The organism is Parundibacterium terreum, from assembly GCF_014636315.1.
Taxonomy (GTDB): Bacteria; Pseudomonadota; Gammaproteobacteria; order Burkholderiales; family Burkholderiaceae_D; genus Undibacterium; species Undibacterium terreum.
This window is the reverse complement of sequence record NZ_BMED01000001.1, coordinates 942,631-955,800: the sequence shown is the minus strand read 5'-3', so window position 1 is coordinate 955,800 and position 13,170 is coordinate 942,631. Positions and strand designations below refer to the sequence as shown.

Here is a 13,170-nt window from a genome sequence, read left to right as displayed (position 1 = left end):
CTTCGAAATTGCCCTGGCGTTGTTGCGCCGCCTTGCCGTGCTAAAGCACTGTCTTCGTTGGCGACGCCTAGCCAGGACAATCTCGCAACAGCCTCCAAGAACTTGTATTTGTTTTACAGATGTAAAAAGGCTGCGCAGATCAACTCTGTGCAGCCTTTTTCTTTGCCGAACCTGAACAAGCTTCCGGCGATATTCCCTTTAACTTACTTGGCCGTGATCGTTACCGGCACGGTCGCCTGCGCGCTGCGGCCTGCGGAATCGGTTACCGATACTTTCAGGCTATAGGTGCCGGTTACAGGGCTAGCCCAGTTGGCTGTCATCGTCAGGCCGCTTGGCGTGAATGTCATACCCATGGGGATGCCGGAGACAGATATCGAAACCGAGCTTGCACCAGGATCGGCGACAGCGATCGTGCCTTTCAGCGCCTTGCCCGCCACGCCTGTCATGGCAGGTGCAGTGATGGTAATACCGCTGGTAGTGGCGCCGGCAATCGTAACGGTGTAGGTGCCCTGGCCGGTTTTGGCGGTCTTGCTATCCTTGGCAACCACGGTGACTGCATAGGTGCCGGCTACAGGTGACGCCCAGCTCACGATACCGCTACTGCTGATAGTCATACCTGCAGGTGCGCTGCCGAGCGTGTAGGTGACAGGGTTGGCATTAGTCACCGATACAGCAAACGACAATGCAGTGCCGGCTTTGCCGCTGACGCTGCCGCCATTGACCACGGGTGCGCTCAGCGCGGCAATCGTGACGGTGTACACGCCTTGGCCGGTCAAACCTGTTTTGCTATCCTTGGCGGTGACTGTCACTGCATAGGTGCCTGCCACCGGTGCTGCCCAGGTGACTGCGCCGGCGCTGCTGATCGCCATGCCGGAAGGTGCGCCGCTCAGGGAGTAAGTCACGGAATTTGGCGCAGTGACGGAAACGGTGAAGGAGAGGGCAGTGCCGGCCTGGCCGCTGATGCTGGCAGGCACGACCACTGGCGCTGCGGCGGTGACCGTTGCGCCGGACAAGCTATTGAGCAAGCTGCTCACATTGGGTGTGCCCAGGCCGGTGAGGATGTCGTAGCCGGATTTGGCGGTGCAGGCGGAGCAAGTGCCGTCAGAACCCTTGGTGACATCGGCAAACACGCTGGCATAGGTGCCGGGCACGCTGGCGATCTGGCTGTACAAGACGGCATGCGGTGCGCCCAGCGCGGCTTTGGCATTCAGTGCGCGGTTGGCATTGGCAATGGCGATCAGGCCGGCCCATTGCGGTGTAGAGAGGCTGGTGCCGCCGGCGCTAAGCCAGCTGACCGTGCTGCTGCCGGAAGAGATGACAGCCAGGTATTGGCCGGTATTCGGATCGGCGTTAAAGGAAACGTCGGCGACGTTCCTCTTGCTGACGGAGCCCATGCCGGGCACGGTACTGTTTTGATAGGCAGGTGCTGCGGTGTAAGCGCTGATGCCGCCGCCGGTATTGACCCAGCCGGTTTCGCTGCGCGTACCGGATCCGGAATAAGTCAGGCTGGTGCCGCCCACGGCGACCACGTTGGTGGAAACTGCAGGCCAGGATACCGCTGCGCCGGAATCGCCGGTAGCGGCCAGGTAAGTCATATTGGGAGCGGTAAAGGCGGAATCAACGGAGGCGGTGTAGCTGCCTTCCTGCGAGCCGAAGCTCATCGATACCACGCCTGGGCCCATAGCATTGGCCAGCTTCACGCCGCCGGCAAGGCTGTTCAGCGATGCATCGTTGGCTTCTATGACGACGATACGTGCCAGCGGCGCTGTGGCATGGGCCCATTGCACATCCAGCGTGATCTCGGTCGCCCAGCCGGAGTCATAAGCCGGCTGCGTGCTGGTCATGGTGCCGCTGGTGGTGTTATAGACGATGGACAGTTCACAGGCGCTGGAAGAGGCTGCGGCCAGCGGCAGGCTGGCGGTGGGGGAGATAGCTTTCAGCGTGCAGCCCGGCAGGCCGAACTTCTGGTTAAAGGCGGCCAGCTCGGCAACGGTATTAGGATTATGTTTTGCATCGATGATATAGATCGTCTGGCCCGCGCCCAGTTGTGCCGCTTGTGCTGCCGTCATTGCCGCGCCGAGCGCAGGCAAGGTAGGCAGGCCGTAGGCCGCGCGTATCTGTGCCGGCGTATAGGTGGAAACTACGCCGGACGCCATCGGTGCCGCCTCGTTTCCGCCACCGCCGCTATTACCGGCAGCATTGCCGGTACTGCTGGTGTTTTCAGTGCCATTGTCTTCCACGCCTTCAGCGGCTTTCAGTTGCCGCACGCTGAGGCGGCGGCTGGAGATGCTGCGCAAGTTGGATGGAATGCTTTGCATGCGCGCGGCCCTGCGCGAAGAAGCCTGGCGGCCGTCCGCGTCGCCATTATCTGGCGTATCCAGCAGCACCGGCGCAAGATGGAATGCAGGCACGGCGAGTTGCTGTGCCGCCGCTTCCGGCAGGGTTCCTTCAGTTAACTGGAAGGTGGAGATGCCGGTTGCCACGGCTGCCTGTGCCTGGACCTGCTCGCGGCTAAGCGCTGTATCGGCAGTGTCTGTACCTCCGCCGCAAGCGCTCAGGATTGCAGTCGCGCATACCGATAGCAATAAGCCGGCATGGCGGGGAGTAGTGAATGGGGCAGGGGCTTTTTTCATGTCTGTGGCACTCCGGTTTTGGCGAGGGCCACGCTTGGCAATATAGATCATGGTGCTGGTGTCTGCATAGCAGCTTGCACGTCGATCTTCTATCGGCAACCCCGCTGCCATGGCGCTTGCGCGCTGTAGGCCGGTGGCTTTGCGTCCCCGTCTTTCAACGGGTTTGCCCTCAGGTCTTAAATTCCTGAACCAAGTGTATCAGCAAATTTCCTGCAAAAAAACGGCAAAAGTTAAATAAAGTGTCCCGCCGTTGCAGGCTCTATCACGAAGTTAGCCGTCCGATATCGAAAACGTAAACAGTCCGGCAACTATGGTAAAAATTAGATAAGGAAACCGTTGCATGGCTATTGCTGTCGCTGGCCAGATGTAGCATAAACGCAGATAGGTGAAAGCCCGGAATCGCTTCTTCAAAATTTGCAAATTGGTATTAATGGGGCCACCGCAGTATACTGCTGCACTTTCAAGGCAACGGCCTTCCACTTTTCAGGACAACACCATGAGCGCTTTGCCTCCATGCCCAAAATGCAATTCCGAATTTACCTATGAAGATGGCAGCCAGTTGGTATGCCCGGAATGTGCGCACGAATGGAGCGCGCAAGCCACTGAAACGGCAACGGAAAGCGCCAAGGTCTATCGCGATGCTGCCGGCAATGTGCTGCAGGACGGTGATACCGTCACCGTCATCAAAGACCTGAAGCTGAAAGGCTCGGGTGGCACCGTCAAGATGGGCACCAAGGTCAAGAACATTCGCCTGGTGGATAGCGACCACGATATCGATTGCAAGATAGACGGCTTTGGTGCGATGAGCCTGAAATCGGAGTTTGTGAAGAAGGTGTAGGACGGCACTCCCGTTTTGTACTTATCCACCAGCCGCACTATGGTGTTCCAGGCCCTGGTAGTGGCGGGCATGCCGGTCAGCTTTTCCAGGAAGGCACTCAAGGTGCGCTGGTCTTGCTTCAGCAGAGGGGGCGCTACCGGTCTGCAGTCATGAGGTAACGCCCCTAGCTACCAAAAACAACAACTATTTGCCAAAAAAACAAGTATCTGATACTGTGTTTTTGCGCCAGGCCCAACCCATGCTTAAGACATGGGGAGGCACTACCCGCACTCTGCCCGATCATCCAGCATATCCAGCCGTTCGCTCATAAAGGGAAATCTCATGTATCCCCGTGCCTACCTGTATTTTTCATCCGTGCTGGTAATCTGTATTGCCGGCTTCTGGAGATCCTTCTTTTCTCATCCGCTGACCAATCATTCTCCGCACCTTGTGCATGGGGTCGCGGCGACTGCCTGGGTCTGCCTGCTGATACTGCAGGCCTGGCTGGTGCGGACAAAGAAACTCGCGATCCATCGCCAGACCGGCAAGCTAGCCTATGTGCTGGCGCCGCTACTGGTGGTCAGCGGTTTTGTGGTGGGGTTTGTGATGCTGGCGCAGCCGGATCATTTTCCGCCGACGATGCGCGCCAAGCTGACCTTCTATGATGTGGTTTCGCTGCTGCTGTTTTCCTGGCTGTTTTTTATGGCGATACGCCACAAGAAAAGCGTGCAATTGCATGCGCGCTACATGTCCGCCACGGCGCTAGTGTTGTTGCCGCCGGCGATACCCCGCCTGATTTCCTTCGCCTGGCCGTACCCGATGAGCTTCAGCATGATGATCCATATCGCCACGCTGACCTCGGAAATCATCTTGGTGCTGCTGATCTTGAACGACTATCGCCTAAAGCAGGTGCGCCTGCCATTTCCTGCCACGCTGGCAGTGTTTGTAGTGATGCACATCTGCATGGGCTTCATCGCCGATGTGCCTTTGTGGCAGCAATTTCTTGCGTGGCCGGCGAAGGTGAGTGCTTAGCAGGCCCAAAATATATTCAGAGATCGCCAGAAACGTTTCTCAGTTAAGGCTTGCAACGTCGAGTTGCGAGCATTCGCGAGGCAGTTTTGACAAAAAATTTCTATAAAAGAGTTGTTCTTGGTTGGATTTTGTCGATGGCAGACGTGCTTGTATGTCTCTTGTCGCCCCAAAGCGGAAGTTCACGCTTCTCCAAAGCGGACATTCACAGTTCCATTAAATCAATTTTGCGAGCTTCAGAATCGCTCCGCTGCGGACATTCTGTTCTCCCTGAAAGCGGGCTTTTTTTGGGAAAACAAGCGCATTTATTCAGCCGCTAGCGAAATGTATTTGGATGAGTGTTCTGGGGTTAGGCTTAGCGCCAAAATTGCCACCTATTCTTTTGCTTTGACTTCCAGAACTTGGTTTGTGGAGTATATTTTTCATAGCCGGTGCCATCCTCAATCCCGACAATTGAATGCCCAAAACATTCAAGAAAAGCCACCATGCAACCGGTGCCTCCGTATGGGTAGCCGTGCGGATTAAATGCCAATTGGTATTTGCCATTTTTGTCTTGAATGGCGATGAGCTGATAGTCGCCGTTCGAGAAAGCATCTAGCATGGATTCAAGGTGCCACTGGGGCGTAAGCATTTTTGGGGAGTGTCGAATTTCGATAGGCGTGGAAAACCATTCGTTATTCCATTCTCTTTGTTCCTCTGTCGACGGACTCCAGAAGTACGCTCTTTCAGTCTCAGTAAAATAATCTACAAAACGGGAATCATCTAGGGCTTCATCGGCGTCTTTGGCAACCTTAAGCATTGCAAACAATTCCGACGTTCGGCGCAGGGACTTTTCATCTTTTGGTACAAACTCTATGTAGCAGTGGCTCATGATATTAAGGGTACTTCGCGCGAAGAAAAATACATTAAAACAGCTACACGGCCGCTGCTGGCCGGGTCGTTCCTTACGCCGCTATTCGACTCCGCCGCTAACAACGTACGGACGCTCTTGTGGCAACTTCTGATTTGCCTCTTCAAATCTCCTAGAGTCCACCAGCGAGTGAATGGAATGCGCTAACGCCGTTACGTCGCTTATACGCGTAATCCATTGCTGCACATACATAGTAACCGCTTCTTTGCTCAAGCCAATTTGAATCGTTCTATGTGCTTGTGGCTCTAGAAGCAGGTTGCGTTCCGGGTCCCATTGAATACGAACCGGAAATGACATTTTTTTTGCCGTCCATTCTTCCTTGCTAAGAGCCTCATCTGCATGGCTCAAGCAGCCGTGTTGTAGAGCCCATTCAAATCCTGCTCTGGTGATATCAATCGCCAAAATCCGTCTTTGCCCTTCGTCTTTGAACCCCCATCCAGAGCGATACATCATCCATAGAAACGATGGCTTTATCCATGTCATACGCTCCATTTTAAATGGCGGCGAGGAAAATGTTCCCGTCGAAAGTGCGGCGTCTGCTATCGCATCTGAGTAGGCTTGGTATACGCGAATTGTGTCCTCGTTATACGTGGCTCGAATTTGCCGTAGGGGGACTTCCGATTCACTTGAATGTCGATTTTCCATGGTCGCGGCGTATCATTTTGGAGTTACCCCAGTCGGCCAGGGCTTGATATCGTGAATTGACGGTGGGGCAAATAGCTCGGCCTCCCAATCCTCAAAAGGTGGATTAACCTCATAAGCAGGGTCGCACCAACGCCGAATACATTGCGCAGCCCTATGTTCTGCGATTGGCCGGCTTCTGCCAACATTTTAACGTTTGCGATACTCGGCGGCTGCCACGCACAACGCATGAGCCGTCTGGTTGGTTAAGTGGTCAGGCATTACGTGGACGTAAAAAATATGCAGCTGCAGCCACAGCGACGCCTGAAGCAACTGCCCCAAAAGTTGTTCTTAAAGGAGCATCTCCGAAAAACATGAGAAACGGTATAGCAAAGCCAGCTGCACAAGTAGCCAGCATGAGCGCGTACCTGTAAGGTCGCAAAATCAAGAAAATCGGGACACCGATAAGCAGCATGCCCACAAAGGAAGCTGGAACCGCCAGCAGAAGCCCAAAGAAAATTCCCCAACCAAAGTCTGATGCCGCGCCCGCATCGGAACTTCCCAAGCCAGCAATCGTCAAGGCAGGAACGCTAGCGAAAGGAGCCAGTAAAAGTGACTTCCAGGGGAACGGTCGAATTTGCATATGGCCTAAAGCGTTATATATCAAGAATTATCAATATAACATGGGCGGCTGCAATTGGCCGGTTTGAGCCGATGCTTATCAGCGTTAATGGCTTTTGCGCCATTCTAAATATTCGAGGTCCCGATTATCTGGTTTACCAAGCACAATGCGGTAATAAGCTCTACCGGCCATTTCGCGAGGCGTTTCATGCCAATAAATTTCCGCTATTTCTTTCATGGTACGGCTGTTAAACCATTCGTTATAGTAAGAATTTACAATCTCCGTAGCGCGCCCATTTTGTACTGCAAACCTAGCTGCAACTTCCAAGACTGTTTGCTCCAAAAGATATGGAATTGTGCATTCGATTGGCTCTTCACTTTTTCTGATTTCGTCGAACCATGATTCTAGCGCTGAGTGAAAGACGAACCTTGCTACCGTATCCAGGGAACTGGTTGTGAGAACAAGCTCGCCTTTCTCCTCAAGATTGATTAGTGCTTCGGAGATTTTTCCGACAATTATTTTATCTTCCACCGTTCAATAACCCCTAGGCAACATAACATGAAATGGGCGGTCTGTAACGCAACCAGTCCAATGACCGGAGTTGGCCGGCTGCCGCCCCAAAAGCGGAAGTACAATTTTCTCTAAAGCGGTCATTCGATAAACAACTTACGAAGAAATTTTCACTCCAATAAATTGAATCAAAGTAGCGCTATTGTAGTTTGAGAGGATTCCCATACCTCGTGCGAGTCAAAGGGTTACTATGAAAATACATTAACGCTATCGAAAATTAGGCTCCCGTTCGACTGTCAACTCGCCGGCTACACAAATATAATCGGCAACCTTCAGTTCAACATTTTCCTCAAATTCCACTGCAATTCGAAGGTCGTCGTTAATGGACAATAAGTAAGAGTCGTAGTTCAATTTCTCTACAATCTCACCAATGACTATTGCGTGCGGAGAATCGTGAAGGTCTTGAGTAATCCTACGTTGAATTCCAGGTTCGGCTAGTTCATAAGCCGTTACGAAATTCAGCGCCAAAGAAAAATAAATGGTCTCGTCGACTGTAAGAAGCTTAGACGTCTCCCCAGGTTCTAGATATTCGTGTGGGTCAATGTAGGTGCACCGCAACGTTTCATTTTTACTTTGCAATGTCAGAAGCCGTTCATAGCCGTCGACAGCAATTTCTTTAATACAACCCTGCATTATTGTCCTTTTTTACGTGCCCTTGTATTCGGTCGCATTTGGTGCTTCTAGAGGAAATATCTAACCTACTATTGCAAATGACTGTTCATGGCCGGTATCGGCCCGCTCAATCGTCCGTGGACTTGGCGTCATCCTTCGCGCCATCTTCCACAGGTTTTACTGCTAGCCTTTTGCGCAGGTCATATACAAGCGCCAAAATACCCACTACGAGCAACAGCAGCGCCCGACCTTGACCCCAAGTAAGCCGGTCTTCATTAACGAACAGGAAGCCACCGAATAAAATTAGTAGCAAGCTCCAGACGAAAATTGGAACTTTCTCCAGCGGTAACAAGCCAAGTCCCATAACCTCAATTTTCTCCGTGGTATGTGTTGCAGATTCCAGCAAATCCACAATAAGTAGCCTGGTATCCTGAACGACTGGATTTGGCCGATAGCGCCCCGCACACCTCGAGTTATTGAATTCTGCCAACGCTCGCATGCTGCGCGTATGACCTTAGTTGCAAAGACTCGAACGTATTTCGCTTTTGGTACGCTGTAATAACTCCAGTAACGCGGTCGTTATGGTTGCTTAGAATGTGCCCAAGGCCATGGAGCGCACTCTCTATACAAGCTGGATTTGTGGAATTGAGCGCATCTTCAAGTACATCGACGACCGCATTATAGAAAATTTCCCTGTCGGGACTTGCGGTCCGTTCCCAATACGATAGCGGGGAGACGTCCCAAAGCATATAGCAAATGTAGTTTAGTGAGTTGCCACCTGGCTCACTATTGTGCCCAAGCACTGGCGCGCATCTCGGACCGAAGCAATCCTGATATAGAAACTTGATTGCTGAAATGGCTCGAAGTCTCGAGCTGATGGGAACACTGTCACTCATCAGCGCAAAGACTACATCCGAGCAAGCGCTGTCAAAAATATAGTTTAGGCCGTGATTGACCTGCGCGTCTGAGTATTCGGCGAGGTCTGCTCCACAGTTTTCTAAGGTGTGCGTGACGAGAGCAACCACCTCGATTTCTTCGGCTTTGAAGTCCGTATCTTCAGAATCGGAATACCAGCCGCTCGGAGTGACTGGCCGGTCAAAGACATATCCCAACCATTCTGAATAACGAAGTGGCGTTTTATCGGGCAACATTAATGAGTAGTTTCGCGGTTCGATTTTAGGGAGAGAAGCAATGCCACAGGCCAAAATAAGTTGTCAGTGTAGCATTAAATTGCGAAGTCATGCGAACGACTGCTTCTGGCCCAGACCGTGTAAAAACGTAAAGCTGAGCCGCTATGAGCAATAACGAATTCGACGATGCGCTGTAAGGCCCTCAGAAGCGCGTGTATTCCGTCGTTTTTTCGATTGTCCGCCTCCCACGTTTTTGGAATGGCGGTCTCAAATCGGCCGCAATGCGCGCCATATCAACGTCGTTTTCTCAGCAAAAAAACCTATCCGGCCCTCATCGCCTGCATCAGCGGGCCAATCCCGATGATGCGCATCACGCGTTTCAAATTGTACGCCAACACGTGCAGGCTCATCTCGGTTTTGACGCGTTTTAAGGTCTTCATCAAGAAGTGTGCCGAACCCATCCACAGCTTGATCGTACCAAACGGGTGCTCTACAGTCTGGCGGCGGATGCGCATCGCTTCCGGGAAATGGTCTAGCCGGCTTTGCATGGCCTCCAGCACATCCTCATTCTCCCATCGGGTAATACGCCTTTCTGGACCTGGCGTACATTGTTCCTTGAGCAGGCAGCTTTTGCAATGCGAACTCCAGTAACGGTGCAATTGCAATTCACGCTCAGTCGTGGTGAAGCGCCAAATCAGCCGCTGCCCCGCCGGGCAGCGATATTCGTCGTTTTGCGCATCGTAGATAAAGTCATCCTTGCTGAACCGTCCATGCGCCGTGGCAGCGGAAGTATCCGATTTGGCGACAATGGTCGTGATGCCGGCCTGATCGCAGGCAAGGATTTCCTCGCTTTTAAAATAGCCCCGGTCGGCAATGACAATGAGCTTCTCGGTTCCCATGGCCGTGCGGGCCTGCTCTGCCATGGAAGAGAGCTGTTCCCGGTCCGAGCCTATATTGGTGACTTCATGCGCCACGATGAGGTGATGCCTGGCATCCACGGCGGTCTGCACGTTGTAGCCAACGATGCCGGTGCCGCGCGTCTTCATGGAGCGGGCATCGGGGTCGGTCAGGGAGATTTGTTTGTCTGGCGCATCCTGGAGTTGCACGGCGATGTCCTGCAGTGACTGCATTTCTTTCTTGAGGGTGGCAATCTTGTCTTGCAGGCGAGCTTTGCGCAATTGCGCTATCTCCGGCTCCTGGCGATCTGCTGTGTCGAGCTCGGTCAGATACTGGCTGATGCTGGCTTCTATCTCGGCGATCCGGCGCTTCATCTTAGCGCCGGTGAAGTTGTGGTCGCGGTTGTTGACGGCCTTGAACTTGCTGCCGTCGATGGCTACCAGCGCATCGCGGAACAGGTCCAGCTTCTTGCACAGCAATACGAATTCACGGGAGACATGGCGAATCGCCGTGCCATTGTCTTTGCGGAAGTTGGCGATAGTCTTGAAGTCGGGCGCCAGGCGGCCGGTCAGCCACATTACTTCCACATTGCGTTGCGCTTCACGCTCCAGCCGTCGGCTGGATTGGATGCGGTTGAGATAGCCGTAGATATAGATCTTCAGCAGCACGGCAGGGTGATAGGCGGGTCTGCCGGTGGCTGCAGGGGCGGCGCCGCTAAAGCCGAGCTTGCCCAGGTCAAGCTCATCAACGAATACATCAATGACGCGCACCGGATTCTGTTCCGTGACGTAGTCATCCAGCAGTTCTGGAAGCAGCGTGCTTTGGGTACGGTGTTCTCCCTGGATATATCGTGTCATCTGGCTGCCTCGTCGTTGGATGAGATAGCGATTTAACGGTTCTGCAAGATTTCCGTTTACATGGAGGGCTGAAAAATGGTGAAATTAAGATATTGCTCTAGTACTGCGTTTTTACACGGTCTGGGCCGCTATCGGTCTCAAATGCTTATGCTACAGACCTTCGTCCCGCCCGTGATTCCGCACGCTTCCTAAAGCCACGACTCTAGCACCTTCCAATACGTCGAAGGCGACTCCCGGTTTCAACATCGAATAGTCGACGCCTGGTTCATAGACAAGAGCAACAATAGCGGCTCCGGACCATCCCGGCGCCACAGGCTCAAGCGGACCATCAACAAAAATAACTCCAAGATATTCGCCACCATTTACCCTGAAATGCGGACGATATTTGCCCCCGCTTAGACTTACCGGCAACGACCGCCCTCCGTCTGTCGATGTAAAAAATTTAATCTCAACATTGATGTGGCGGAGGGCCGTCATACTGTTAATACCTCAAATTACGAAACAATGAAAAATCTATGCGAACGACTGCTTATGGCCGGCAGGAGTCTATCGCCTACGTGCAAGTGAAATTGAAAGAAATTTGTAAATTAAGCTTTTTTATCAGCTCGGTTGCACGGTTGCCGGTTGCAATCATAGGGTACGGTATATCAGAAAAACAGCCTAGACAAAGGTCAGCCCACGTAGCATTGTTTATGACTCCGTCGAGATATTCGATATGCGGTGTCACAGTATCTAGCAACCAGCCGACATGGTCATCCAATGGACGGCTCCTGTCCAACGGAGAAGAAAAAATCCACATGTCTTCTTTCCGCACTCGCTCTGAATGTGTTGAAACTTTATCTCCAGCCAGGTAGGCTCGTGTTGGGGTTAGCCCTGTGCTCGCTGATATCTCATCGTGATATTTTCCTGCTCCACCGATTCGAATTGACGCGTCAAACTCAAAGAATGGCGATGTCACTCTTTGAAATTTTTGCGAGCAAATTTTTGTGTGGCGCTTAGATATTCGGGCCATTTTTCGCTTTATTGATGTGCGCATATGCATTGTTTGGAATAAATCTCAGCTAGTTCGATATAGGTGTGCGACTGTCCGCTACTGGCTGCGGATTCAACCGGTGAATGCAACACACTATAAACTGCTTAAGCAGGAGGAGTGTTGCAATGAAACAAAGACCTCGAATTTATTACTCGGAAAGCCAGAAGGCGTTGATGTGGGAGCGCTGGCGGCAAGGTGAATCTCTTCAGCGGATCGCTCAACTGTTTGATCGAAACCATTCCTCCATACAGCATATTCTGGCTGCAACAGGCGGCATACAACCGGCACAGCGATGCCGTTCCCGGTTGGCGTTGACTTTGGCTGAACGCGAAGAAATATCGCGCGCAGTGGCCGTAGGACAGTCGATCCGTTCGATCGCCATGTTTCTCGGGCGAGCACCGTCCTCTATCAGCCGGGAGATCAAGCGCAATGGCGGTCGGGAAGGCTGTCGGGCAAGCGAGGCCGACCAAGACGCCTGGGATCGCGCACGACGTCCCAAGTCCAGTAAACTAATAGAGAACCGGGTGCTGGCACACATCGTGGCCAGCAAACTCCGATTGCAGTGGTCACCGGAGCAGATTGCCGGATGGCTCAAGCAGACCTACCCGGACGATGAGGACTACCAGGTGTCACACGAGACCATCTATCGCAGCCTATTTATCCAGGCTCGAGGCGCTTTGAAGAAGGAACTGCTGGCACATTTACGCCGCACGCGAGCGATGCGCCGCTCACGCCATCACACGCAGAAGACGAGCGATCACGGCAGAATCATCGACGCGGTGTCGATCAGCGAGCGCCCGGCCACGGTCGAAGATCGAGCGATACCCGGGCACTGGGAAGGCGACCTGCTGTTCGGCAGCCATAACAGCCAGATCGTCACCCTCGTCGAGCGTCAGACGCGTTACGTGATGCTGGCACGGGCTCCCGGCAAAGATACCGAAACAGTCATCAATGCGCTGATCAAGAACGCTCATAAATTGCCGCAGGAACTCTACAAATCGTTGACCTGGGATCGAGGTACAGAAATGCACGGTCACAAGCGATTTACGTTGGCAACCGACATCCAGGTCTATTTCTGTGATCCTCAGAATCCCTGGCAACGAGGGTCGAATGAAAATACCAATGGATTATTAAGACAGTATTTCCCGAAGGGTCTTGATCTGTCGACTTACTCGCAGGCGAAACTCAATGCCGTGGCGAGGCGATTGAACGAACGCCCTAGAAAGACGCTAAACTATGAAACACCTGCCCAACGATTTCAACAAGCTGTTGCGTCGGCCGGTTGAATCCGCAGCCGTTATGCGTCGGCCGTGAAGGTTAAACTCAATTGTAAAAAACCTGAAAGAGAAAAGTATTTAATATAAATCAGGTTCGCAATAATCCGCTGGTTTCACGGCTCCAGCCTCAAACATTTCATTGAGCATTTTCCACGCATGTTT

At 52.8% G+C, this 13,170-nt stretch carries 13 protein-coding genes and 1 riboswitch; of the genes, 3 read left to right on the top strand and 10 right to left on the bottom strand.

Annotated features, from left to right (window positions below):
- Positions 1-203: 203 nt before the first annotated feature.
- Complete coding sequence (locus IEW12_RS04450) at positions 204-2,633, bottom strand: S53 family peptidase (RefSeq protein ID WP_188564750.1); 2,430 nt, start codon at positions 2,631-2,633, stop codon at positions 204-206.
- A 91-nt stretch (positions 2,634-2,724) separates the two neighbouring features.
- Positions 2,725-2,811, bottom strand: a riboswitch (cyclic di-GMP riboswitch).
- A gap of 318 nt (positions 2,812-3,129) precedes the next feature.
- Between IEW12_RS04450 and IEW12_RS04445 the strand changes: the two genes are divergently transcribed.
- Together IEW12_RS04445 and IEW12_RS04440 are read left to right on the top strand one after the other, a co-directional pair.
- Positions 3,130-3,471, top strand: coding sequence for a zinc ribbon domain-containing protein YjdM (locus IEW12_RS04445; RefSeq protein ID WP_188564749.1), 342 nt, complete (start codon positions 3,130-3,132; stop codon positions 3,469-3,471).
- 321 nt (positions 3,472-3,792) lie between these two features.
- Positions 3,793-4,482, top strand: coding sequence for a hypothetical protein (locus tag IEW12_RS04440; protein ID WP_188564748.1), 690 nt, complete (start codon positions 3,793-3,795; stop codon positions 4,480-4,482).
- A 352-nt stretch (positions 4,483-4,834) separates the two neighbouring features.
- Here IEW12_RS04440 and IEW12_RS04435 read toward each other — a convergent pair whose 3' ends face one another.
- From IEW12_RS04435 to IEW12_RS29095, 9 genes are all read right to left on the bottom strand, one after another.
- Positions 4,835-5,350 carry a hypothetical protein gene (locus IEW12_RS04435; protein WP_188564747.1) on the bottom strand — a complete coding sequence of 172 codons (516 nt, stop codon included), beginning with the start codon at positions 5,348-5,350 and terminating at the stop codon, positions 4,835-4,837.
- An 81-nt stretch (positions 5,351-5,431) separates the two neighbouring features.
- On the bottom strand, positions 5,432-6,034 hold the full coding sequence (locus tag IEW12_RS04430; protein WP_188564746.1) for a DUF4291 domain-containing protein: 603 nt from the start codon (positions 6,032-6,034) through the stop codon (positions 5,432-5,434).
- A 12-nt stretch (positions 6,035-6,046) separates the two neighbouring features.
- Entirely contained in the window at positions 6,047-6,199 is a 153-nt protein-coding gene (locus IEW12_RS29175; protein WP_443098503.1) for a DUF7677 family protein, read from the bottom strand.
- Positions 6,200-6,284: 85 nt separating this feature from the next.
- Positions 6,285-6,677, bottom strand: a complete 393-nt coding sequence (locus IEW12_RS04425; protein WP_188564745.1) for a hypothetical protein — start codon at positions 6,675-6,677, stop codon at positions 6,285-6,287.
- 60 nt (positions 6,678-6,737) lie between these two features.
- On the bottom strand, positions 6,738-7,163 hold the full coding sequence (locus IEW12_RS04420; protein WP_188564744.1) for a hypothetical protein: 426 nt from the start codon (positions 7,161-7,163) through the stop codon (positions 6,738-6,740).
- Positions 7,164-7,409: 246 nt separating this feature from the next.
- On the bottom strand, positions 7,410-7,835 hold the full coding sequence (locus IEW12_RS04415) for a hypothetical protein (protein WP_188564743.1): 426 nt from the start codon (positions 7,833-7,835) through the stop codon (positions 7,410-7,412).
- A gap of 106 nt (positions 7,836-7,941) precedes the next feature.
- Positions 7,942-8,226 (bottom strand): hypothetical protein, encoded by a 285-nt coding sequence (locus tag IEW12_RS04410; RefSeq protein WP_188564742.1) that lies wholly within the window; start codon positions 8,224-8,226, stop codon positions 7,942-7,944.
- 1,038 nt (positions 8,227-9,264) lie between these two features.
- The gene (locus tag IEW12_RS04405; RefSeq protein ID WP_188564741.1) at positions 9,265-10,698 is read right to left on the bottom strand and encodes an IS1182 family transposase; all 1,434 of its coding nucleotides are present in this window, start codon (positions 10,696-10,698) and stop codon (positions 9,265-9,267) included.
- A gap of 553 nt (positions 10,699-11,251) precedes the next feature.
- Positions 11,252-11,710, bottom strand: a complete 459-nt coding sequence (locus tag IEW12_RS29095; RefSeq protein WP_371874514.1) for a DUF4279 domain-containing protein — start codon at positions 11,708-11,710, stop codon at positions 11,252-11,254.
- A gap of 146 nt (positions 11,711-11,856) precedes the next feature.
- Between IEW12_RS29095 and IEW12_RS04395 the strand changes: the two genes are divergently transcribed.
- Positions 11,857-13,017, top strand: coding sequence for an IS30 family transposase (locus tag IEW12_RS04395; protein WP_188564739.1), 1,161 nt, complete (start codon positions 11,857-11,859; stop codon positions 13,015-13,017).
- The last annotated feature ends 153 nt before the right edge of the window (positions 13,018-13,170 follow it).